At 64.3% G+C, this 21,648-nt stretch carries 23 protein-coding genes; 14 read left to right on the top strand and 9 right to left on the bottom strand.

Annotated elements, in window-relative coordinates:
- Window positions 1–2: 2 nt before the first annotated feature.
- Both H3H45_RS18735 and H3H45_RS18740 read left to right on the top strand, forming a co-directional pair.
- The gene (locus H3H45_RS18735) at window positions 3–1,172 is read left to right on the top strand and encodes an MFS transporter (RefSeq protein ID WP_182835213.1); all 1,170 of its coding nucleotides are present in this window, start codon (window positions 3–5) and stop codon (window positions 1,170–1,172) included.
- Window positions 1,173–1,194: 22 nt separating this feature from the next.
- Window positions 1,195–2,244, top strand: a complete 1,050-nt coding sequence (locus H3H45_RS18740) for an alkene reductase (RefSeq protein ID WP_182835214.1) — start codon at window positions 1,195–1,197, stop codon at window positions 2,242–2,244.
- A gap of 57 nt (window positions 2,245–2,301) precedes the next feature.
- Here the strand turns inward: H3H45_RS18740 and H3H45_RS18745 are convergent, their stop codons facing one another.
- Window positions 2,302–3,126, bottom strand: a complete 825-nt coding sequence (locus H3H45_RS18745) for an ATPase (protein WP_182835215.1) — start codon at window positions 3,124–3,126, stop codon at window positions 2,302–2,304.
- Window positions 3,127–3,387: 261 nt separating this feature from the next.
- Here H3H45_RS18745 and H3H45_RS18750 point away from each other — a divergent pair, with 261 nt between their 5' ends.
- The 3 genes from H3H45_RS18750 to H3H45_RS18760 all read left to right on the top strand — a co-directional run bounded on the left by H3H45_RS18750 (window position 3,388) and on the right by H3H45_RS18760 (window position 5,984).
- Window positions 3,388–3,741 (top strand): hypothetical protein, encoded by a 354-nt coding sequence (locus H3H45_RS18750; RefSeq protein ID WP_182835216.1) that lies wholly within the window; start codon window positions 3,388–3,390, stop codon window positions 3,739–3,741.
- A 286-nt stretch (window positions 3,742–4,027) separates the two neighbouring features.
- Entirely contained in the window at window positions 4,028–4,831 is an 804-nt protein-coding gene (locus H3H45_RS18755; protein ID WP_182835217.1) for a SirB1 family protein, read from the top strand.
- Window positions 4,832–4,910: 79 nt separating this feature from the next.
- Window positions 4,911–5,984 (top strand): alpha/beta hydrolase family protein, encoded by a 1,074-nt coding sequence (locus H3H45_RS18760; protein ID WP_182835218.1) that lies wholly within the window; start codon window positions 4,911–4,913, stop codon window positions 5,982–5,984.
- Between the two features lie 28 nt (window positions 5,985–6,012).
- Here the strand turns inward: H3H45_RS18760 and H3H45_RS18765 are convergent, their stop codons facing one another.
- The 7 genes from H3H45_RS18765 to H3H45_RS18795 all read right to left on the bottom strand — a co-directional run bounded on the left by H3H45_RS18765 (window position 6,013) and on the right by H3H45_RS18795 (window position 11,157).
- On the bottom strand, window positions 6,013–6,795 hold the full coding sequence (locus tag H3H45_RS18765; protein WP_182835219.1) for a crotonase/enoyl-CoA hydratase family protein: 783 nt from the start codon (window positions 6,793–6,795) through the stop codon (window positions 6,013–6,015).
- Window positions 6,796–6,891: 96 nt separating this feature from the next.
- Window positions 6,892–7,809, bottom strand: a complete 918-nt coding sequence (locus H3H45_RS18770) for an SDR family oxidoreductase (protein ID WP_182835220.1) — start codon at window positions 7,807–7,809, stop codon at window positions 6,892–6,894.
- 125 nt (window positions 7,810–7,934) lie between these two features.
- Window positions 7,935–8,477 (bottom strand): DUF1569 domain-containing protein, encoded by a 543-nt coding sequence (locus H3H45_RS18775; protein ID WP_182835221.1) that lies wholly within the window; start codon window positions 8,475–8,477, stop codon window positions 7,935–7,937.
- The gene (locus H3H45_RS18780) at window positions 8,456–9,367 is read right to left on the bottom strand and encodes an alpha/beta fold hydrolase (RefSeq protein ID WP_182835222.1); all 912 of its coding nucleotides are present in this window, start codon (window positions 9,365–9,367) and stop codon (window positions 8,456–8,458) included. The genes H3H45_RS18775 and H3H45_RS18780 overlap by 22 nt, the downstream gene beginning before the upstream one ends.
- A complete protein-coding gene (locus tag H3H45_RS18785; protein WP_182835223.1) occupies window positions 9,364–10,146 on the bottom strand; it encodes a class II aldolase/adducin family protein in 783 nt (260 codons plus the stop codon). Before H3H45_RS18785 ends, H3H45_RS18780 begins: the two co-directional genes overlap by 4 nt.
- A 94-nt stretch (window positions 10,147–10,240) precedes the next feature.
- Window positions 10,241–10,708, bottom strand: a complete 468-nt coding sequence (locus H3H45_RS18790; RefSeq protein WP_182835224.1) for a cupin domain-containing protein — start codon at window positions 10,706–10,708, stop codon at window positions 10,241–10,243.
- Window positions 10,708–11,157: a flavodoxin gene (locus H3H45_RS18795; protein WP_182835225.1), complete on the bottom strand. Its 450-nt coding sequence runs from the start codon at window positions 11,155–11,157 to the stop codon at window positions 10,708–10,710. Before H3H45_RS18795 ends, H3H45_RS18790 begins: the two co-directional genes overlap by 1 nt.
- Window positions 11,158–11,262: 105 nt before the next feature.
- Here H3H45_RS18795 and H3H45_RS18800 point away from each other — a divergent pair, with 105 nt between their 5' ends.
- The 8 genes from H3H45_RS18800 (at window position 11,263) to H3H45_RS18835 (ending at window position 18,285) form a co-directional block, all read left to right on the top strand.
- The gene (locus H3H45_RS18800) at window positions 11,263–11,715 is read left to right on the top strand and encodes a PAS domain-containing protein (protein WP_182835226.1); all 453 of its coding nucleotides are present in this window, start codon (window positions 11,263–11,265) and stop codon (window positions 11,713–11,715) included.
- A gap of 161 nt (window positions 11,716–11,876) precedes the next feature.
- On the top strand, window positions 11,877–12,488 hold the full coding sequence (locus H3H45_RS18805) for a PilZ domain-containing protein (RefSeq protein WP_182835227.1): 612 nt from the start codon (window positions 11,877–11,879) through the stop codon (window positions 12,486–12,488).
- A 195-nt stretch (window positions 12,489–12,683) separates the two neighbouring features.
- Complete coding sequence (gene ahpC / locus H3H45_RS18810) at window positions 12,684–13,247, top strand: alkyl hydroperoxide reductase subunit C (protein ID WP_173208714.1); 564 nt, start codon at window positions 12,684–12,686, stop codon at window positions 13,245–13,247.
- Window positions 13,248–13,385: 138 nt separating this feature from the next.
- A complete protein-coding gene (gene ahpF / locus H3H45_RS18815; RefSeq protein WP_182835228.1) occupies window positions 13,386–14,942 on the top strand; it encodes an alkyl hydroperoxide reductase subunit F in 1,557 nt (518 codons plus the stop codon).
- Window positions 14,943–15,037: 95 nt separating this feature from the next.
- Entirely contained in the window at window positions 15,038–15,256 is a 219-nt protein-coding gene (locus H3H45_RS18820; RefSeq protein WP_173208718.1) for a DUF3820 family protein, read from the top strand.
- 110 nt (window positions 15,257–15,366) lie between these two features.
- On the top strand, window positions 15,367–16,137 hold the full coding sequence (locus tag H3H45_RS18825; RefSeq protein ID WP_182835229.1) for an SDR family oxidoreductase: 771 nt from the start codon (window positions 15,367–15,369) through the stop codon (window positions 16,135–16,137).
- Between the two features lie 224 nt (window positions 16,138–16,361).
- Window positions 16,362–17,210: a hypothetical protein gene (locus H3H45_RS18830; RefSeq protein ID WP_182835230.1), complete on the top strand. Its 849-nt coding sequence runs from the start codon at window positions 16,362–16,364 to the stop codon at window positions 17,208–17,210.
- A 121-nt stretch (window positions 17,211–17,331) separates the two neighbouring features.
- A complete protein-coding gene (locus tag H3H45_RS18835; RefSeq protein WP_182835231.1) occupies window positions 17,332–18,285 on the top strand; it encodes a class I SAM-dependent methyltransferase in 954 nt (317 codons plus the stop codon).
- Here H3H45_RS18835 and H3H45_RS18840 read toward each other — a convergent pair.
- Window positions 18,282–18,812: a hypothetical protein gene (locus H3H45_RS18840; protein WP_182835232.1), complete on the bottom strand. Its 531-nt coding sequence runs from the start codon at window positions 18,810–18,812 to the stop codon at window positions 18,282–18,284. The genes H3H45_RS18835 and H3H45_RS18840 overlap by 4 nt on opposite strands.
- Window positions 18,813–19,010: 198 nt before the next feature.
- Between H3H45_RS18840 and H3H45_RS18845 the strand changes: the two genes are divergently transcribed.
- A complete protein-coding gene (locus H3H45_RS18845) occupies window positions 19,011–21,536 on the top strand; it encodes a bifunctional diguanylate cyclase/phosphodiesterase (RefSeq protein ID WP_182835233.1) in 2,526 nt (841 codons plus the stop codon).
- Window positions 21,537–21,648 lie beyond the last annotated feature (112 nt).

Consider the following 21,648-nt stretch of genomic DNA (forward strand, 5'->3'; position numbering starts at 1 on the left):
CCATGCCGCTTTCGCTTCTCGTCCTCGCTTTGTCCGCGTTTGCCATCGGCACCACGGAATTCGTCATCATGGGCCTGCTGCCGGACGTGGCCGCCGACCTCGGCGTGAGCATTCCCGGCGCCGGCTGGCTGGTCACCGGCTACGCCCTGGGCGTGGCCATCGGTGCGCCGTTCATGGCCATGGTCACTTCCAACTGGCCGCGCAAGGCCGCCCTGCTGGCGCTGATGGGTATCTTCATCCTCGGCAATCTGCTCTGCGCCACGGCCAGCGACTATGAACTGCTGATGATCGCCCGGGTGGTTACCGCCCTCTGCCATGGCGCCTTCTTCGGTATAGGCTCGGTGGTCGCCGCCAGCCTGGTGCCGGAAAACCGCAAGGCTTCGGCGGTGGCGCTGATGTTCACCGGCCTGACCCTGGCCAACGTGCTCGGCGTACCGCTGGGCACCGCACTCGGCCAATACGCCGGCTGGCGCTCGACCTTCTGGGCGGTGACGGTCATTGGTGTGCTGGCCCTGATCGGCCTGTGGCGGGTGCTGCCGGCCAAGCGCGACGAGCAGCCGGCCGATCTGCGCAGCGAGCTGGCGGCCCTGCGTGGCCTCGGCTTCTGGCTGGCGCTGTCGACCACCGTGCTGTTCTCCGCTGCGGTGTTCGCCCTGTTCACCTACATCGCGCCGTTGCTCGGCGAGGTCACCGGCGTGTCGCCCAGCGGCATCACCTGGAGCCTGCTGCTGATCGGCCTCGGCCTGACCCTCGGCAACCTGCTCGGCGGCAAGCTGGCCGATTGGCGCCTGGCGACCACCCTGTGCGGCGTGTTCATCGTCCTGGCGCTGCTCTCCAGCCTGTTCAGCTGGACCAGCCAGGCGCTGGTTCCGGCCGAGATCACCCTGTTCCTCTGGGCCACCGCCGCCTTCGCCGCCGTGCCGGCGCTGCAGATCAACGTGATGACCTTCGGCCAGGCCGCCCCCAACCTGGTCTCGACCCTGAATATCGGCGCCTTCAACCTGGGCAATGCCCTCGGCGCCTGGATCGGTGGCCTGGTCATCAGCCAGGGCCTGGGCCTGACCAGCGTACCGCTGGCCGCCGCCGTGCTGGCTGGCCTGGCCCTGCTCGCCACCCTGCTGACCTTCTCTGTCGGCAACGCCTCTGGCGCTGCCATCGCCGTCCCCAACTGACCCACCTGCGGAGATCCATCCCATGCCCACACTCTTCGACCCCATCAAGATCGGCGACCTCGAACTGCCGAACCGCATCATCATGGCCCCGCTGACCCGTTGCCGCGCCGATGCCGGCCGCGTGCCCAACGCGCTGATGGCCGATTACTACGTGCAGCGCGCCTCGGCCGGGCTGATCATCAGCGAGGCCACCTCGGTCATGCCGATGGGCGTCGGCTATCCGGACACCCCCGGCATCTGGTCGGACGACCAGGTGCGTGGCTGGCACAACGTGACCAGCGCCGTGCATGCCCACGGCGGGCGCATCGTCCTGCAGCTGTGGCACGTCGGACGCATCTCCGATCCGCTTTACCTGGACGGCGAACTGCCGGTGGCGCCGAGCGCGATCAAACCGGCCGGGCATGTCAGCCTGGTGCGGCCGATCAAGGACTTCGTCACCCCGCGCGCCCTGGAAACCGAGGAAATCGCCGAGATCGTCGAGGCCTACCGCAGCGGCGCGGAGAACGCCAAGGCCGCCGGTTTCGACGGCGTGGAAATCCACGCGGCCAACGGTTACCTGCTCGACCAGTTCCTCCAGGACAGCACCAACCAGCGCAGCGACCAGTACGGTGGCAGCCTGGAGAACCGCGCCCGCCTGCTGCTGGAAGTCACCGATGCGGTGCTCAGCGTCTGGGAGCCCGGCCGCGTCGGCGTGCACCTGTCGCCGCGTGCAGACCTGCACGACATGGGCGATTCCAACCGTGCCGAGACCTTCGGCTATGTGGCGCGCGAACTGGGCAAGCGCCAGATCGCCTTTATCTGCGCCCGCGAGCGGATCGACGATGACAGCCTGACCCCGCAGCTCAAGGAGGCTTTCGGCGGCGTGTTCATCGCCAACGAGCGCTTCACCAAGGCCCAGGCCAACACCTGGCTGGCCGAGGGCAAGGCCGATGCGGTGGCGTTTGGCGTGCCCTATATCGCCAACCCGGACCTGGTCGAACGCCTGGCCAGCGACGCGCCGCTGAACGAGGCGCGTCCGGAGCTGTTCTACGCCCAGGGCCCGGCGGGCTATATCGACTACCCAAGCCTGTAACGCACCGCTGAAACGAAAAAGCCCCGCAATAGCGGGGCTTTTTCATGCAGCGAACACTCAGCGGGCGTTGATCTGCTGCTGCAGGTTCTGCACCTGAGACTGCAGGGTGCTGATGTTGCGGGTCATTTGCGCGCGGAAGGCGTCGAACTCGGCGGTGTTCTGCGTCGGCGCCGGGCGGTTGTCCAGCTCGCTGCGCAGCACCAGCAGGTCCTGCTCCAGACGGCCGATAGCCTGGCTCGGATTACCCTGCTTTTTCAGCGTCTCGATATCGCCACTCAGGCTTTTCAGCTGACCTTCCAGCTTGCCGACCCCAGCCAGGCCGGTCTTCTGTTCGCTGGCCAGCTTTTCCAGCTGGCTATCGAACTGGCCAGTCACCGTCTTCTGGCTCTTCAGCTCAGTGGCCAGTTGCTCGATGCGCTTGCCCTGCCCCGTCTGCTGAACAGCGACGTTCTGCTGCGACTTGCCCAGCTCGGCCAGCTTGTTCTCCAGCTGCTTGACCCGCAGCTTGAGCTGCTCGGTATCGGTGGTGACGCTGGACTCGGTGGCCACTACCTTGCCGGAGATGTCCTGGATACGCCCGGCAGCATCTTCGCTGATCTTGACGAAGCTCTCCTGGGTCGCCACCAGTTGCTGCTCCATCAGCGAGATCTGCTGCAGGCTCCACCAACTGAGCGCGCCCAAGGCGATAGCCAGGGCACCGACCAGCGCCCACAACGCGCCAGTGCTGCCGGAAGACTTGGCCGGCGCAGCCTGGGCGCGCCCGTGATGTGCCTGGGCATGATCGGCGGGCGCCGCATGCACCGGTGCGAAATCGTCCTGGTGACGCCCTCCGGTGGTCAGGCTGGGGATATGGTCGAGTTCGTCGCGAGCATCGTTGCGCATGGGTAAACCTTCAGGGGAAAGCACGGCGGCAAAAAACAGAGTCGGCAGTATACCGGTTACGCGCCCCGCCTTCAGCGTCGCGCCAGACGAGTGCAACCTGCACCAGCCGTGGGCAGTTGCAAGCACCAGACAACGTGACAAGCCGCACAGTTCGTGGCGTTGCGCAGCTGGTACGGCCCTTGCTAAAGCTCTGGCGGGGTATCGCAAAAGCGCCGCCGGGCCATTCGGCTGGCAATGGTTCAACTGTTTGGGGGAAGTGCCATGGAACTCAACAAGGCCGTACTGGACTGCATGCAGGCACTGCGTCGACGCCTGCGCGACGAACTCTGTGTGGATATCCGCCTGAGCCAGCCAGACGCGGTGGAAGCCATGCTCATGGCCTGCCTGCGTTCCTCCGATCAGGAAACCCGTAACCTGGGTATCCGCTTGGCAGAAATGAGCGACTTCCAGAGCCCGGCCAAAGCCAGCGAGCCCAGCGCTCCGGCCCAGCAATACCGCGGCCACGTACGCTCCATCGACAATATCGCGCCTGTCGCTGCCGCAGCCCCGGTGGCGCACGAAGAAGCCCCGCGTGGTTCGGTGCGCATGTATCGCGGCCAGCGCGTCTACGCCTGAGAACCTGTTTAGGATCTCTTGATCGTCGGCCATACTGCGTTGAAATCGGGCTCGAACCGCTCATTTACACCTCGTAAACTCCGCGTCCTCGCCCAATTGATTCGCTGGCGCTTACCCTTCGGGCCAGCCTGCGGCTGTTACTCCCGTTGGTCGTTGCGCCTTGCCTGGCTCTAGCTCAAAAGATCGTAACCAGGTTCTGAAGACCTGCTTAGGTCCTGATGACTGGACGAGCCTGACGCCACGCGCTACAAGCTAGGCAGACAGCTCCCCGTCACAGGAGACCGCAATGAGTTCACGTCCGGCCTGGCTCGACTGCCTCGATGCACAGCCGCCCGCCTTGTTCGAAGCCGCCCTGTGCATCGCCGCCGAACACGATGCCCAGCTGCAGCCTGCCGCGATCCTGCGTGACTTCGCCAACCTGCGCCAACAGGTGCAAGCCGGGCTACCCAACCTGCCCGCAGGCGAGCTGGCCCAGCCGCTGCTGCGCCGCCTTAACGAGCTGGATTTCCACGAAGACGATGACCTGCCCACTCGCCCCCATGCCGCCCTGCTGCATCGGGTGCTGCAGCGCCGCCGTGGGCAGCCGCTGTCGCTGGCGCTGATCGCCCTGGAGCTGGCCCGGCAACTGGAGATTCCACTGCAGGCGGTGAATTTCCCCGGGCATCTGCTGCTGCGCGTGCCCGGCGCCGACCACCTGCTCGACCCCTGCAGCGGACGCCGTCTGTACCCGCGGGACTGCCGTGAACTGCTGCAGCGTGTGGCCGGCCCGGCCGCTGAACTCAACGCCGGCCATCTGCTGACCTGCGATGCCCGCGGCCTGCTGCTGCGCCTGTCGCGCAACCTGTGTCATCTGCATGGCGCCGCCGGCGAGCCCCTGGCCGCGCTCAAGGATGCCGAACGTGTGCTGCAACTGGCGCCACCGAATGTCGCCGACCACCTGGTACGGGCGATGATCTACCGCGAACTGGACTGCCCGCAGGCCGAGCGTTTCGATCTGGAGCGCGCGCTGCTGCTGTGCGACGACGCCCAGGAAAGCCTGCGCCTGAGCCAGCGACTGCACGAGCTAGAGCGCGCGCCGGCCTTGCACTGAAGAGGGTCTGGACAACCCGAAAAACTCTCGGCTTAATCGGCACGCCCCCAACACAATAACAACATTAGGGACGTCCACGATGCGCAAGCTCATATTGCTGTGCCTGCTATGTTTTTCATCGCTGCTCCACGCCGCCCCCGGCGTCTTCCCCGATTCCACCTTCAACAACCTCGACTACGGTCTGTACTGGTTCGGCTATGGCGACACCTGGCAGAAAGCCGTACCTGGGCAAAGCAACGCCTACTACGGCGCCAGCAAACCCACGGTGATCTACATCCATGGTTGGCAAAACGGTACGACCGCGCGCAAGGACCGCGAAACCTTCAACCGCGAGGGCGCCGGTGGCCCGGCGCTGGACCTGGCCGATTCCTGGCTGCGGGCCGGCTACAACGTCGGCGTGCTGTACTGGAACCAGTTCGCCGACGAGGGCGAAGTGACAGACGCCGAAGCCAAGATCTGGAGCGCCACTGGCCCGCGCGCCATGCGCTGGCGCAACAGCAGCGGGGTGTATGCCAGCGGCCCGAGCCAGTCAGTCGGCGACCTGCTGTTCAAGAGTTACAAGGACAATCTGGCCGGCTACAGCGGCAGCAACATCCGCATCCTCGGTCACTCCTTGGGCAACCAGGTAGCCATCGTCCTGAGCAAGAAGATCAGCGATGCGGTCACGGCCGGCACCGTCAACAGCAAGCTGCTGCCCAAGCGTGTGGCGCTGCTTGACCCCTTCTACTCGAACAACGCCAAGAGCTGGCTCGGCAACCAGTGGACCGGCGCGGTCAGCCGCAGCTATGTCAGCGAGCTGAAGGGCAAAGGGGTGATCTTCGAGGCCTACCGTACTTCGGCGGTCACCAGCACCATCTTCGTCGGCGATGCCAACTCCGGGCTGATGAACATGACCGCCTTCAGCGAGCTGAAACCCTGGTACTTCAACTCCGTACAGATCACCGAGAAGCACAATGCCGCAGTCTGGCATTACCTCTGGTCCTTCAGCTTCAATCCACCCCTGGTGACCGGCACCAGCAACCAGGCCGCCTCGGCCAAGACCTCTGACAGCCGCATCACCACCCTGATGAATGGCACGCAGAAGCTGGTGCATGACCAGGGCGCCTACACCAAGGAACCCTCGGACGATAACTTCAAGCTGCAAGCCCGCTAGTAACTCACCGCAGTCCGATCCAGGGCAATCAGGCCTGCGGTTTGCTGAACTCCCCGTGCCGGCCCGCTCCCGCGCTGAAGCGCTGGGCACCGGCGCGGGTTTCACCACTCGCCACCACCGCCATGCCAGCGCGAAACTCCGCATGCAGGGCCGCATCCAGCGGCAACTGCCACTGGCCATAGACACTGGCGCGATCCGTCAGCATGCACAGCTGGGGGAATTCGGCGAGCTGCGCCGCCAGCTGCTCGGCCACGGCACGCGCGCTGCCACTGGGCACCACGCGATTGACCAGGCCCATCTGCAAGGCTTCCTCGGCCATCACGGCACGTCCGGTGAGGATCAAATCGAGCGCCCGGCCCTGGCCGACGATGCGCGGCAAACGCACCGTGCCACCGTCGATCAGCGGCACGCCGAAGCGCCGACAGAACACCCCAAGCACGGCATCCGCCGCCATTACCCGCAGGTCAGCCAGCAGTGCCAGCTCCAGGCCGCCCGCTACCGCATGGCCTTCGATGGCGGCGATCAGCGGCTTGCTCAGCAGCATGCGACTCGGTCCCATGGGCCCGTCGCCATCCTCCTGCAGTCGATTGCTCCGCTCACCGTCTTGCGCCACCGCAGCCAGGTCGGCGCCGGCACAGAAGGTACCGCCAGCACCGGTAAGTACCGCCACCCGTGCCGACTCGTCGCGTTCGAACTCGCGCAGCGCGGCGGCCAAAGCATCGGCAGTCGGCCGGTCGACGGCGTTGCGCACTTCGGGGCGGTTGAGGATCAGAGTGGTAACCGGGCCGTGCTTCTCGACCAGAACATTCATGGCGGCGTCGCTCCTGCAGGACTCGCAGCACCATAGAACAAAAAGGCCGGCGCATGCGCCGGCCTTCTGGCCAATCTCCGGAACCTGCGGTGAGGCTTAACCCAGCTTCATGTACTTCTGCAGGTTAGCCATCATCTCGCGCAGTGCGGTGACGTTGTCATCCGGATGCACGGCACCCTCGAAGTCGCCGATCTGTTTCCAGTGGCCGGCCACGTCTTCCGGGCTGAAGCCAGCCTTGGGGTCGAAACCGGCGCCCAGGCTACGCTCCCAGCGCACCTTGCCGACCCAGCCGCCGCCGACTTCGTAGAGGCCGCCGGTGTCCTGGCACTGCTCGCTGCCGAGGTACACCACCAGCGGGCTGACCAGTTCCGGCTTGAGCTGGTCAAACACTTGCGGCGGGATCAGGCCTTCGGTCATGCGCGTACCGCCGGTAGGGGCGATGGCGTTGACCAGCACGTTGTTCTTGCGCCCTTCGATGGCCAGGGTACGGGTCAGGCCATACAGGCCGAGCTTGGCCATACCGTAGTTGGACTGACCGAAGTTGCCGTAGATGCCCGAAGTAGAGGCGGTGAAGATCACCCGACCGAAGTTCTGCTCGCGCAGGTGCGGCCAGGCGGCGTGGGTCACCTTGTAGGCGCCCTCGACGTGGACCTTGTAGACCAGGTCCCAGTCGGCGTCTTCCATCTTGACGAAGGACTTGTCGCGCAGGATGCCGGCGTTGTTGACCACCACGTCGATGCGACCGAAGGCATCCAGGGCGTTCTGCACGATCTTGCCGCCATCGGTCACCGAGTCATGGTTGGCCACAGCGGTACCACCGGCCGCCTGGATCTCGGCCACCACCTTGTCCGCCGCCGAGGCGTTGGCACCTTCGCCGTGGGCACTGCCGCCCAGGTCGTTGACCACCACACGCGCGCCATGCTTGGCGAACAGCAGTGCGTGGGCCCGTCCGAGACCACCACCGGCGCCAGTGACGATCACGACCTTGTCTTCGAAACGGATGGCTTCGCTCATGAAACAGCTACCTCGGCAGGTGGGAAAGGCTCCGAGTGTCCGGCAGTAGCGGGCACTCGGCAATCATCTGCCGCACGACTGAATGGTGTTCGATAAGACAGGAAGATGATTACTGCAAAGTAAAATCAGGCAGATTGATCCGCCACGCGAATCAGGCTCAGGTGGTTATACAGATGCAGCACATGGGCCTGGGTGTACTCGGCATGACTGAGGGCACCGTAGGCAAAGTGCGGCTGTAACTCGCCAGTGTGGGCGGCGAAGCGCACCAGTGCCGCCTGCAGGCGGGCGATGGCGGCCACAGTGCTGGCGGGTTCGACCAACGGAGCGGCGCCGGGAATCACTTCATCGAGCGGGTGGCGCATGGCGCCGCGAGCGCTGAACACGCTGAAGGCCAGCGGCCCGACGCTGTGGCGAAACCAGGCCGGCTTCAGCTGCGGGTAGCCGTCCATGGAGTACTCGACGCTCTGCGCGCAGTGGTTGAATACCTCGCTCGGGCTCCAGCCCTTGAGGCTGGTCAGTTCGTGGCTGGCTAGCGCGACCAGCGCCTGCTGCGCACCGTCCAGAGTAAGCGCGGCTGGCGCCACACCTGTGGGCAACGCCCAGAATCCAGCCCCCAGCACCACCGCACCGCCCACGGCGGCCCCCTTCAAGACAGTACGTCGCTGCATGTTTTGGCCTCCAGCCATTCACGGAACTGCAGATAGTGAGCGAGCACCTCTGCGGGTGCCTCGGTCTGCGGATAGTGGCCGATCTGCTCCAGCAACACGGTGTCGGCGTTCGCAATCAGCTCGCGGTAGCGCGCCACCATGTGCGCCCCGGAAATCGGGTCGAGTGCACCATCGATCACCCGCAGCGGCACCCCGCCTTTTTGCATGGCCGCCACCCAGCGTTCGCGCTGCTGGCGGCGCTCGGGCATGTAGCGGATCAGCCGGTGCATCACCGCCGGGCCGTCGTTGTGCGCGATCAGGCTCCAGAAGGCGTCCAGCTCCACCTCGCTGGGCGGGGTGTGCGGGCCGAACACCTTGGTCAGGTTGGCCTTCAGCTTGCCGCGCGAGAACAGCTTGCCGAGCAGCGAACCCAGCGGGCTGAGCAGCAATTTCTGCATCAGCACTGGGCGATGGGTTTCCGGAAACAGCCCGCCATTCAGGAACACGCAGCTGGCCAGCCGGATGCGCCCTTCGTGGTGCCGCGCCAGCAGCTCCTGGGCCACGCTGTCGCCGTAGTCGTGGGCCAGCACATGCACGGGGCCGGCGATGCCCAACTGAGCCAGCAGCGCCTGCTGCAGGTCGGCCTGCTCCAGCAGGCTGTAGCTATACCCGCGCGGCTTGGCCGAGTAGCCAAAGCCAAGCATGTCGCAGGCGATCACCCGGTAACGCTGCGCCAGTGCCTGCCACAGGTAGTGCCAGTCCCAGCTGGCAGTAGGGAAGCCATGGATCAGCAGCAGCGGCTCGGCATCCAGCGCCCCCGCCACCCAGTAGCGGATGGCGTGGCCCTTGAAGGTGAAGCCCTGCCCCTGCGCGCGCCATTCATCCAGGGCGATGCCTGGCAGCGTCGTCACGCCGCGTAGCCCGGCATCTGCGCATCGAGCTTGCGCAGCAGGGCCGGCCAGGCCAGATGACCACCCATGCCCTGCGGCGTCTTCATCACCCCGGCAACCATGGCCTTGGCGCCCGCGAGGATCTGCTGCGGAATATGGATCAGCTCGGCACCACCGCTCTGCGCCATGACTTGCACTTCGCAGGCGCGCTGCAGGGTGAACATCATCAGGAAGGTGTCAGCGATGCTGCCACCGGCGGTGAGCAGACCGTGATTGGGCAGGATCATGAAGTTCTTGTCGCCCAGATCGGCCTGCAGACGGGCCTTCTCGTCATGGTTCAGGGCCACGCCCTCGTAACCGTGGTAGGCCAGGCTGGAGAGAACGAACAGCGACTGCTGCGACAACGGCAGCAGGCCCTGCTTCTGCGCGGACACGGCGATGCCCGCCGGTGTGTGGATATGCAGCACGCACGTGGCATCGTGACGCACCTCATGTACCGCACTGTGGATGGTGTAGCCGGCCGGGTTGATGTCGAACGGGCTGTCCATCAGCTTCTTGCCGCTCAAATCGACCTTGACCAGGCTGGAGGCGGTGATTTCGTGGAACATCAGCCCATAGGGGTTGATCAGGAAGTCTTCGGTGCCGGGCACCTTGGCCGAGATGTGGGTGAAGATCAGATCATCCCAGCCATACAGAGCGATCAGCCGGTAGCAGGCGGCCAGGTCGACACGGGTCTGCCACTCAGCGGCGGAAACCTGGTCGCGCACATTCAGTTGAGGCAGGGCTTGGGCAGCGGTCATCGGGCAATCCTCGGCGAGTTGTTGTGCCGAGGAGTCTAGCGCTCACCGAGTGGCCGGCTAGTCGCCTTGCAGGCCAGCTTAGTGGCCCTGGCGGTCAGAGCAGTTCGGGATAGTCACGCGCCAGCAGCGGCCAGTCGTGCTGCGCCTGCGCATCATCGGCGAGCAGGCGGAAGCCCTCGAAACGGAACTCCGGCGCCACGGTGCAACCGACCAGGCTGAAGGCGCCTAGACTGCGCGCCGCCTGCCAGGCGTGCGCCGGTACCACCCGTTGCGGCAACTGCCCCGCCGCTACCGGGCCCAGGCGCTCGACCTGCACCTGCTGCGGGCTTGCGGCGCTCAGCAGCTGCAACGGCTCGCCTTCGTGGAAGTGCCACAACTCGTCGGCATCCACCCGGTGCCAGCGGCTGACCGCGCCGGCCGGCAACAGGAAGAGGATCGCGCTGGACGCCGCGCGGCCATCGGCCAACAGCTGCGCCGAGGTGAACAGGCGGCGGTAATAGCCACCCTCCGGATGGGCGACCAGCTGCAGCTCGCGGATAAGTTCGGCAGCGCGCGGGTGCATCAGGCGCGCAGGGCCGCGATCAGCTGACCCAGCCAGGGCTCGGCGTCGTCTTCCGGGGTCACGCTTTCGCTGGCATCCAGGCGCAGCATCGGCAGCGCCTCGCGCATGCCCAGCTCGGCAAACAGCTCGCGCATCAGCTCGCCGCCACCGCAAAAGGTGTCGTAGCTGGAATCACCGAGTGCCAGCACAGCAAAGGGTTTGCCACTCCAGGCCGGGAACAGGTCACGGGTCTCGTAATAGAAGCCCTGCAGGTTGCCCGGTAACTCGCCCATGCCGGTGGTCGAGGTCACGGCCAGCAGCGCCTCGGGGTCGAAGGCCTGCACTTCCGCCAGGCTGGCCCCGGCCTTGTGCCAAGCCGAAAAACCGGCGGCATTGAGCAACTCGACGGCGCGACGGGCAACTTCTTCGGCGGCGCCGTAGACCGAGCCGGACAGAATGGCGACTTTCATGCAGAACTCCGAAACATGCTGATAAACGCCGTGCATTATGCCGCAAGTGGACAGCGGATCGGGATGGCATAGAATGCAGCCAATAGCGCACCCAGAGCCCATCCCATGATCAATGCCAAGCTACTGCAACTGGTGATCGATGCCTCCAACGACGGCATCGTGGTCGCCGAACAGGAAGGCGACGACAACATCCTGATCTACGCCAACCCGGCCTTCGAGCGTCTGTCTGGCTATGGCAGCGACGATATCCTCTATCAGGATTGCCGCTTCCTGCAGGGCAATGACCGCGGCCAGCCTGGCCTGCAAGCCATTCGCGAGGCGATCCGCAACCAGAAGCCGTGCCGGCAGATCATCCGCAACTACCGCCGCGATGGCAGTGCGTTCTGGAACGAACTGTCGATCACCCCGGTGTTCAACGAAGGCGACCAGCTGACCTACTACATCGGTATCCAGAAGGATGTCAGCGAAGAAGTGGAAGCCAAGGAGCGGGTTCGGGAACTTGAGGCCGAAGTCAGCCGTCTCAAGGACGAACTCGCGGCACTCAAGGCTTCCCACTGAGTCCAATTCGGGCGCACTGCAGCGCCCGCTGAACCCAGCAGATCGATAATCGGCAGAGCCCGAACGGTCGGGGGCGCATTTTTTGCTTGCGGTCAGCTAGGCCTGTTGCCGTTTCGATAACCGCTGCGACGGGCCTTCACCCATGCCCTCTGGAGGGCAGCATGTCCGAGCAAAGTGCACTGTCCAGCGAAGAGCTGGACTTCCTCCGCCAGCTATTCAGCAGCCAGCTGATTGGCAAGCCCCTGCACATTCCAAGCTTCAAAGTCGATGGTGGTGCCCTGGCCAATGCCCTGCTCAGCCGCCTGGGCCAGCACGCCCAGCTGAATCTGAAGGCGCGCATGGGCAACTATCGCATGTCTTTCCCGCTGCAACTGGTGGAGGACGAAATGCACAGCTTGCAACTGGAGATGGGCGCACCAAGCATCTACGAAGAAGGAGTCATCCGCCGCCCATGGCGCCTGGTACTGGCCAAACCACTGCCCCTGCGGGAACAAGATGGTGCAGCGAGCAGCCTGCTGGTGCATGAAATCGCCCCCGACAGCCTGCTGATCGGGCCGCGCGGCAAAACGGCCCTGCCGGAGGAATTCAGCCTCTGGCTACCCCTACCCGGGCAGGAAGCCATCCCGGTGCACGCTCGGCGCATCCGCCAGAGCAGCGGACAGCGAGCGGCCTACAGCCTGTTGTTCAGCCACAACGAACATACCGAGCGCATCCGCCAGTTCATCTTCGAACAGTATCGCCAGCAGAACCCGCAATTGCAGGCAGTCAGCTGATACCCTGCAGCACGCTGACGATGAACTGCCATGACTGCCGGTCAAACTGCCAGTCGCCATAGACTGCACCACAGGGTTTGCCGTGCAGCTATAGGCCGAAGCAATCGATATCATGCTTTCAATCAATTAACAGATTGGCGTCATCGCCGTTAGGATGGCGCCATCAAATTACCAACCCCCCTAAGGAGTTCACTGATGAACCTCATCAACACCCAAGTTCAGCCTTTCAAAGCCAACGCTTTCCACAACGGCGAATTCATCGAAGTGACCGAGCAGTCCCTGAAGGGCAAGTGGTCGGTACTGATCTTCATGCCGGCAGCCTTCACCTTCAACTGCCCGACCGAGATCGAAGACGCCGCCAACAACTACGCCGAGTTCCAGAAGGCCGGTACCGAGGTGTACATCGTCACCACCGACACCCACTTCTCGCACAAGGTCTGGCACGAAACCTCCCCGGCCGTTGGCAAAGCTCAGTTCCCGCTGATCGGTGACCCGACCCACGCCCTGACCAACGCTTTCGGCGTACACATCCCGGAAGAAGGCCTGGCCCTGCGTGGCACCTTCGTGATCAACCCGGAAGGCGTGATCAAGACCGTGGAAATCCACTCCAACGAAATCGCCCGTGACGTATCGGAAACCCTGCGCAAGCTGAAAGCTGCCCAGTACACCGCCGCCAACCCGGGTCAGGTTTGCCCGGCCAAGTGGAAAGAAGGCGAGAAGACCCTGGCTCCTTCCCTGGACCTCGTAGGCAAGATCTAAGTATCTGCCTGGGGCCGTCCCGGCCCCAATCGCCTTGCGCTTTGCGGGTTGAGATCCAACCCTCCAAGTGCCCGAACGCCCGGGCGCGATCCGCCCGGGCGTTTGTTTGTCCGCAATTTGTATAAAAGGAACTTCGTCATGTTGGATGCCACGCTTAAAACCCAGTTGAAGGCCTACCTCGAGAAGGTCACCCAGCCGTTCGAAATCGTCGCCTCCCTCGATGACGGCGAAAAGTCCCAGGAATTGCTCGGACTGCTGCAAGACATCGTCGGCCTGACCGACAAGATCAGCCTCAAGACCGACGGCAGTGATGCGCGCCGTCCGTCCTTCGCCCTGGTTCGCCCGGGCGCCGATATCGGCGTCAGCTTCGCCGGTATCCCCATGGGCCACGAGTTCACCTCGCTGGTGCTAGCCCTGCTGCAGGTTGGTGGTCACCCGTCCAAACTGGACGCCGAGACCATCGCGCAGATCCAAGCCATCGAAGGCACGTTCGAGTTCGAGACCTATTTCTCGCTGTCCTGCCAGAACTGCCCGGACGTGGTCCAGGCGCTGAATCTGATGGCCGTGCTCAACCCCAATATCCGTAACGTGTCGATCGACGGCGCGCTGTTCCAGGAAGAAGTCGAGCGCCGCCAGGTGATGGCCGTGCCGAGCATCTACCTGAACGGCGAGGTGTTCGCCTCGGGCCGTATGGAAGTGAAGGAAATCCTCGCCAAGATCGATACCGGCGCCGCCAACCGCGATGCCGAGAAGATGAGTGCCAAGGACGCCTTCGACGTGCTGATCATCGGCGGCGGCCCGGCCGGCGCTGCGGCGGCCATCTATGCCGCGCGCAAAGGCATCCGCACCGGCGTGGCTGCCGAGCGTTTCGGCGGCCAGGTACTGGACACCATGGCCATCGAGAACTTCATCTCGGTCCAGGAAACCGAAGGGCCAAAGCTGGCCCGCGCTCTGGAAGAGCACGTCAAACAATACGACGTCGACATCATGAACCTGCAGCGCGCCAGCGCCCTGATTCCGGCCAGCAGCGCGGGCGGTCTGCACGAGGTCAAGTTCGACAGCGGTGCCAGCCTCAAGGCCAAGACCGTAATTCTCTCCACCGGTGCACGCTGGAGGGAGATGAACGTACCGGGCGAGCAGGAATACCGTGGCAAGGGCGTGGCCTACTGCCCGCACTGTGACGGCCCGCTCTTCAAGGGCAAGCGCGTGGCAGTGATCGGCGGCGGCAACTCCGGCGTGGAAGCGGCCATCGACCTGGCCGGCATTGTCACCCAGGTCACCCTGATCGAGTTCGACAGCCAGCTGCGCGCCGACGCCGTGCTGCAGAAGAAGCTGCACAGCCTGGCCAACGTCAAGGTCATCACCAGCGCCCTGACCACCGAGGTCAAAGGCGACGGGCAGAAGGTCAGTGGCCTGGTGTACAAGGATCGCAACAGCGATGAACTGCACACTGTCGAACTGGAAGGCATCTTCGTGCAGATCGGCCTGCTGCCCAACAGCGACTGGCTGAAAGGCGTGGTGGAGCTGACCCCGCGTGGCGAGATCATCGTCGATGCCAAGGGCGGCACCAACATCCCCGGCGTGTTCGCTGCCGGCGACGTGACCACCGTGCCCTACAAGCAGATCGTCATCGCCGTGGGCGAAGGTGCCAAGGCCTCGCTGAGCGCCTTCGACCACCTGATCCGCCAGAGCTGATCGGCTGCAGCGCACAGACAAAGGGCCCTCCGGGGCCCTTTGTCATGAGCGCCGCAACGGGCAAACTGTCGCCCTCCCCCGCATCCAGTTCGCCCATGAATCCCGAAGACCTCCTCCTGCTGGTCACCCGTACCATGCCTTTCGGCAAGTACAAGGACCGCCTGCTCGCCGACCTGCCCGGCCACTACCTCAACTGGTTCGCCCGCACAGGTTTCCCCAAGGGCGAGATCGGTCGCCTGTTGGCCTTGATGCAGGAGATCGACCATAACGGCCTCAAGCCGCTGCTCGACCCGCTGCGCCAGCGCCGGGGCTGATCCAGCAATACCTCGGCATTTCCACTTGCTATAACGCCAATGCACGCTTCATCCAGAGTCGTCGGGGGTATTAGGGTTAGGCCTTTGCCAACTTGCCCGAGGATTTTCCCATGCACTCCTACTTCAGCCTGCAAGGCCGCACCGCCCTGGTTACCGGCGGCACCCGTGGCATCGGCCGGATGATCGCCCAGGGTTTCCTCGAAGCAGGCGCGCGGGTGTTTATCTGCGCCCGCGATGGCGCCGCCTGCCTGCAGACAGCCGAAGAGCTTTCGGTGCATGGCGAATGCATCGGCCTGGCTGCCGACCTGTCCAGCGAGGAAGGCGCCAAGGCCCTGGCTGCCGAGCTGAGTGGCCGCCTCAGCCAACTGGATATCCTGGTCAACAACGCCGGCACCACCTGGGGCGGGCCGCTGGAGAGCTATCCGGTGAAAGGCTGGGAGAAGGTCATGCAGCTCAACGTGACCTCGGTATTCAGCTGTATCCAGCAACTGCTGCCGCTGCTGCGCAAGGCCGGCAACACACAGAGCCCGGCGCGGGTGATCAACATCGGCTCGGTGGCCGGCATCAGCTCATTCGGCGAGCAGGCCTACGCCTACGGCCCGAGCAAGGCCGCGCTGCACCAGCTGTCGCGCCTGCTGGCCCGCGAGCTGGTCGGCGAGCACATCAACGTCAACGTGATCGCCCCCGGCCGTTTCCCGAGCAAGATGACCAAGCACATCGCCCAGGACCAAGCGGCCATGGCCGAAGACGTCGCGCATATCCCCATGCAGCGCTGGGGCCGCGAAGAGGAAATGGCCGCCCTGGCCATCAGCCTGGCCAGCGTGGCAGGCGCCTACATGACCGGCAACATCATCCCCATCGACGGCGGTTTCAGCCTGTAACGGCAGTCGCCTGAGAATCTGTTTAGGATCTCGGAAACGCCCCTCTCCCACTTTTGGGAGAGGGGCTGGGGATAGGGAGCAAAAGCGATCCGCACCCGCCCCACACAGCTTTTCGGCATTGGCAAAAAAGATCGCGAACAGGTTCTGAGGCAATATGCCACACGGCGCGGTGCGCTCCCGGCTCTTAGAGTGAGATCAGTAGATTCTCTCCGGGAGCCAAGGAAATGGACGATGAAGACTCTGTACTCGCACGCGACTACCAGTTGATTCACCGGGAGGCCACGCTACTGGCCGGAGGGCTCAACGACCTCTGCCAGCGCGCCTCGGTCTACCACCACCTGTATGAGGACTCCGGCGGGCGCAATGTCTTCCCGCTGATCGCCGCCCATGGCGCGCTGTGGGGCGCCGGCTACTTCGCCCTAGGCATGAAGGTCGGCGCCCTGCTCTCCGCCCAGTATCTGTTCCAGCCCATCGTGCGCCGCGACAAGCTGCGGCACTTGCAGGCCTTCGCCGATGCCTTTCGCGACATCAACCGGCGGGTGTGCATCGAAGCCTACTGCGCCTATCACTTCAGCAAGCGGCATGGCTCTGCCGCGGGCGCTGCAGCCTATGTCCAGCAACCGCTGCTCGACGCGTTGAACCAGTGCCACCGTGCCCAGGCCGAACAACGGCCGCTGCCCGCCGAACAACGCCGCGAACTGTTCGAGGCGTTCTTTTTGTGGGAACAGGCGTTCATCGTCGGCCCGGCGGTGGAGCAGGCACTGGCGGCGCTCGACTGGCCGTTGATCCGCCAGGTGGCGCTGCGCCCACGGATCGAATTCGCCTATTTCGCCAGCAGCCGCGAGATGAAATTCAGCGACTTCGCCTCGACCGCCGAGCGCATCGAAAAAGGCCTGCGCGCCTACGAAATGGCCGAGCAGGCCGGACTGGCGCAGGTGGAGGCGGCACTGAGTCGCTACGCCATCCTGCCGAGCGCCTTCTTCAAGGGCTCGGCCAGCCACTTCCGGGCATTGCGGCGCGGCCTGCAGCTGCCGGAAACCTTGCAGCCAGGACTGGGCAGCGGTACGAGCTGAGCCCCCGTGATCCACCTGTTCCACACGCGACTCATGGGTCCGTTGCCGCGCCGCCAGCACCCAAGCCGAGGGACTCGGTTACCATGTGCGGCCGCGCAACCAGACCCATGAACCATGAACCATGAATTCCGACGCCATCCACACCCTGCAACAACACCTGAGCGCCGCCCTGGCAAACGTGCCTGACGAAGCCCGGCGCCTGTTCCATGGCCGCGGCCAATGCTGGCCGGGACTGGAGCAGATCAGCGTCGACTGGCTGCAAGGGGTAGTGCTGGTGACCCTGTTCCGCGAACCGGCTGCCGATGAGCTGCTCGCCCTGAACAGCATGCTGCAAAGCCTCAGCGCATCGCCGCAATGGCTGGCCAGTGGCGCCCGAGCCCTGCTGCTGCAACACCGCTACCAGCCCGAGTGCACCAACGAGTGGCTGCTGGGCGAGCCGGTCGAGCACTGGCAGGTCTGTGAAAACGGCCTGCAGTTCAAGCTGGACCTGGGCCGCAAGCAGAATACCGGGCTGTTTCTCGACATGCGCCATGGCCGGCGCTGGGTGCAGGAACAGGCGCACGGCCAGCGCGTGCTGAACCTGTTCGCCTACACCTGCGGTTTCTCGGTGGCCGCCATTGCCGGGGGCGCCGAGCACGTGGTCAACCTGGACATGGCCAAGGCCGCCCTAAGCCGCGGGCGCGAGAATCACCGCCTGAATCAGCATGATCTGAACCGGGTCAGCTTCCTCGGCCATGACCTGTTCAAGTCCTGGGGCAAGCTCAAGCGCGAAGGCCCCTATGACCTGATCATTATCGACCCGCCGTCGTTCCAGAAAGGCAGCTTCGTGCTGACCCAGGACTACCAGAAAGTCCTGCGCCGCCTGCCCGACCTGCTCACGGAGCAAGGCACAGTGCTGGCCTGCATGAACGATCCGGCGATTGGCGTGGACTTCCTGCTTGCGGGCTTCGCCAGCGAGGCACCCGGCCTGGTGTTCGTCCAGCGCCTGGACAATCCGCCGGAGTTCCCCGACAGCCAGCCAGAGGGCGGCCTGAAGGCGCTGGTGTTCAAGCGCCCTGCGGCCTCGGCTATTTAACCTTCCTGCGCCGCCTTCAGCGCCTCATAGGCAGGTGCAGCGTAGATGCCCACGGCCACCGCCAACTCCATGACCCGTGGCAGGTCACTGGTGTATACGAGTACGCACTGCAACTCATCGTCCAGCGGCTCGCTGAGGTCGACCAGCACATAACCACCCTTCTCCTTGTACATGCTGGAGAGCTGCACCTGGATGCGGTTGAGGGCTTTCAGTGGCTCCACCTTGGCCAGCTGCTTGGGCTTGATGTTGAAGGGCACGTCCGGGCCGAAGGAGTCGATGATGTGCTGCAGCAGCTCCTCGTAGCTGTCGGCCTGGAACAGCACGGTTTCCGGCAGACTGCCGATCACCACCCACTCGCCCAGGGGGATGGGGAACGTGTCGTCGTAGTTGATGTCCGGGTTGGCGGCAAGGAAGGCGGCAGGATCGGCGTAGGCCTGGGCGGCTTCGTCGGCGATGCGGGCGATCTCCTCGTCGGTCATGCAGCCGGAGCTGATCAGGGTGATGAGTTCGAGGAGTTGGGCGTTCATGGTGGTGATCCTGAGGCGGTAATTCGGACTAGGCTGAACAGGATAGCGTGAAAAGATCACGGGTTGCCGGCGGCAGATCGTCGAAACTCGATGGCAGCAGGCTCTGGACTGCTGGCTAATTGACGGAATCACGCGTAGGCATTCCAATGCCGTGAGGCGGCCACACCGACCATTCGCTTCTCCACAAGGAACTGCCGCGTGCCCGACGAGATCAGCCGGCTCAACTCACCCCAACAAACCTCGACTCGGCTGATCCTGCTGCTACTCGCCAGCCTATTCGCCGGTCTGCTGCTGATCGAGCTGAGCAGTCCGCACGTGCCTCCGAGCCCGCACTACCTGAGCTGGCACCAACTGCTGGAAACCCTGTCCATCGTGGTTTCCACGCTGATCTTTGCCGTGGGCTGGAACACCTACCGCCTGCACCGGCAGCGCAACATCCTGGTAGTTTCCTGTGCCTTTCTCGGCGTAGCGATTGCCGATTTCTCGCACATGCTTTCCTACCGCGGCATGCCCGACTTCATCACGCCCAACGGTATCGAGAAGGGTATCAACTTCTGGCTCCTGGCTCGCTACCTGGCGGCGCTGGCCCTGCTCCTGGTGGCCTGGCTGCCCTGGCGCCCGGCGGACAAGGACGGCGCAGCCAATACCGGAGCCTGGCGCCTGCTGTGCATGCTCGGCATGTTCCTGCTGCTGGTCCCCGCCCACATCATCTTCTTCTGGTTCCCGCAGTGGGTGCCGCAGACCTTCATCGAGGGTCAGGGCCTGACTGCATTCAAGGTGGCCAGCGAGTACGGCGTAATCGCCATCCACCTACTCAGCATCGCCCTGCTCGCCCGCCACCTGCGCCGGCGCACGGGGGTCGATGTACGGCTGCTGATGGGTGCGCTGCTGGCCATGATCATGAGCGAGCTGCTGTTCACCCGTTACTCCTCGGTGACCGATCTCTACAACCTGGGCGGCCATCTATACAAGGTGATGGCCTACCTGGTGCTATACCGGGTGATGTTCGTGGAAACCATCTATGCGCCCTACCGGGCCCTGGATAAAACCCGCAAGCACACGCAGGCGGTGATCGAGGCGATTCCCGATCAGCTGTTCGAACTGGACGGCCAGGGCCGCTGCCTGAGTGTGCATACCCCGCCGCAGGGTGCCTTGATCGATCCGCGCAACTCGCCACCGGGCTGCAACCTGCTGGAAGTGCTCCCCGCCGAAGCTGCGGACAATTGCCAACGGGCACTGGAGGAGGCGCGCCTGCAGGGCTTCAGCATCGGTCAGCAACTACTCATCAGCCAGGGTGAACAAACGCGCTGCTATGAGCTGTCGGTATCCACCCTGCACCAGGGGCCAAACACCAGCTTCGTGATGCTGGCCCGCGATATCAGCCAGCGCCTGCGTGACCAGCAGCATATCGAGTACCTGGCCCACTTCGATGCGCTGACCAGCCTGCCCAACCGCACCCTGTTCGCCTCGCGCGTCGAGCAGGCCTTGATCTTGTGCGAACGTAGCCAGCAGACGCTGGCCGTGCTGTTCATGGACCTCGACCACTTCAAGAACATCAATGACCTGCTCGGCCACCCGGTGGGCGACGCCCTGCTGGTGGAAGTGGCGCGGCGCATCCAGCCGCTGATACGCGACGAAGACACCTTCTCGCGCCAGGGCGGCGACGAGTTCATCCTGGTCCTGCCCTATGTCGATGCCCAGGGGGCCGCGCACCTGGCCCGGCATATCCAGAGCCTGCTCGATCAGCCCTTCCGGATCGATACGCACAACCAGCAGATCAGCGCATCGATCGGCATCGCCATGTTTCCTGAGGATGGCAGCACTGTGGAAACCCTGGCCCGGCATGCCGAGATCGCCATGTACCGGGCCAAGCAGGACGGGCGCAACCAGCATGCGTTCTTTACCCAGGAGATGCAGGCCCAGTCGGCCCGTACCCTGCAGTTGGAAAGCGCATTGCGCAATGCACTCAGCCAGGGCGAGCTGGAGGTTTACTACCAGCCGCAGCTGTCCGTGGACGGCCAGTTGGTTGGTGCCGAGGCGCTGCTGCGCTGGAAGCACCCCGAGCTGGGCTTCATCAGCCCCGCCGAGTTCATCCCCATCGCCGAGAGCAGTGGGCAGATCCTGCGAATCGGCGAGTGGGTGCTGCGCACTGCCTGCGCGCAGATGCAGCGCTGGCTGGAAGCTGGCTACCCGGCGCACACCACGATGGCGGTAAACCTGTCCATGGCCCAGTTCCGTGCCCAGGGTCTGCTCAAGCTGATTGCCGACGTGCTGCAACAGAGCGGCCTGCCCGCCCACTGCCTGGAGCTGGAACTGACCGAAAGCGTGGCCATGCACAAGCCGGCCAGCGTGGTGCAGATGATCCGCGAGCTGCGCAAACTCGGCGTGCGCCTGGCCATCGATGACTTCGGCACGGGCTATTCCTCCCTGAGCTACCTCAAGCAGTTGGAGGTGCACAAGCTGAAGATCGACCAGTCCTTCGTCCACGACATCAACCGCGACGGCAGCGACCAGCGCATCGTCCAGGCGATTATCGGCATGGCCCACGGCCTGGGCATGCTAACCATCGCCGAAGGGGTGGAAACCAGCGAGCAGCTGCAACAGCTGACACTGATGGGCTGCCAGGAAGTCCAGGGCTACCTGTTCAGCCGACCACTACCGGCTGCCGAATTCGATGCTTTGGTGCGCGGCAAGGGCCTGCTGCCGATGACCAGCCAGGCCTGAACGCTTGCTGTTTATCTGAAAGATTTTCGCGCCCAGAGCGTAGGAGCCAGCTTGCTGGCGATCCTGGTAGGTCAAAAGCATCGCCAGCAAGCTGGCTCCTACAGGGTTTGCT

The sequence above is a fragment of the Aquipseudomonas guryensis genome (genome assembly GCF_014164785.1).
Taxonomy (GTDB): domain Bacteria; phylum Pseudomonadota; class Gammaproteobacteria; order Pseudomonadales; family Pseudomonadaceae; genus Aquipseudomonas; species Aquipseudomonas guryensis.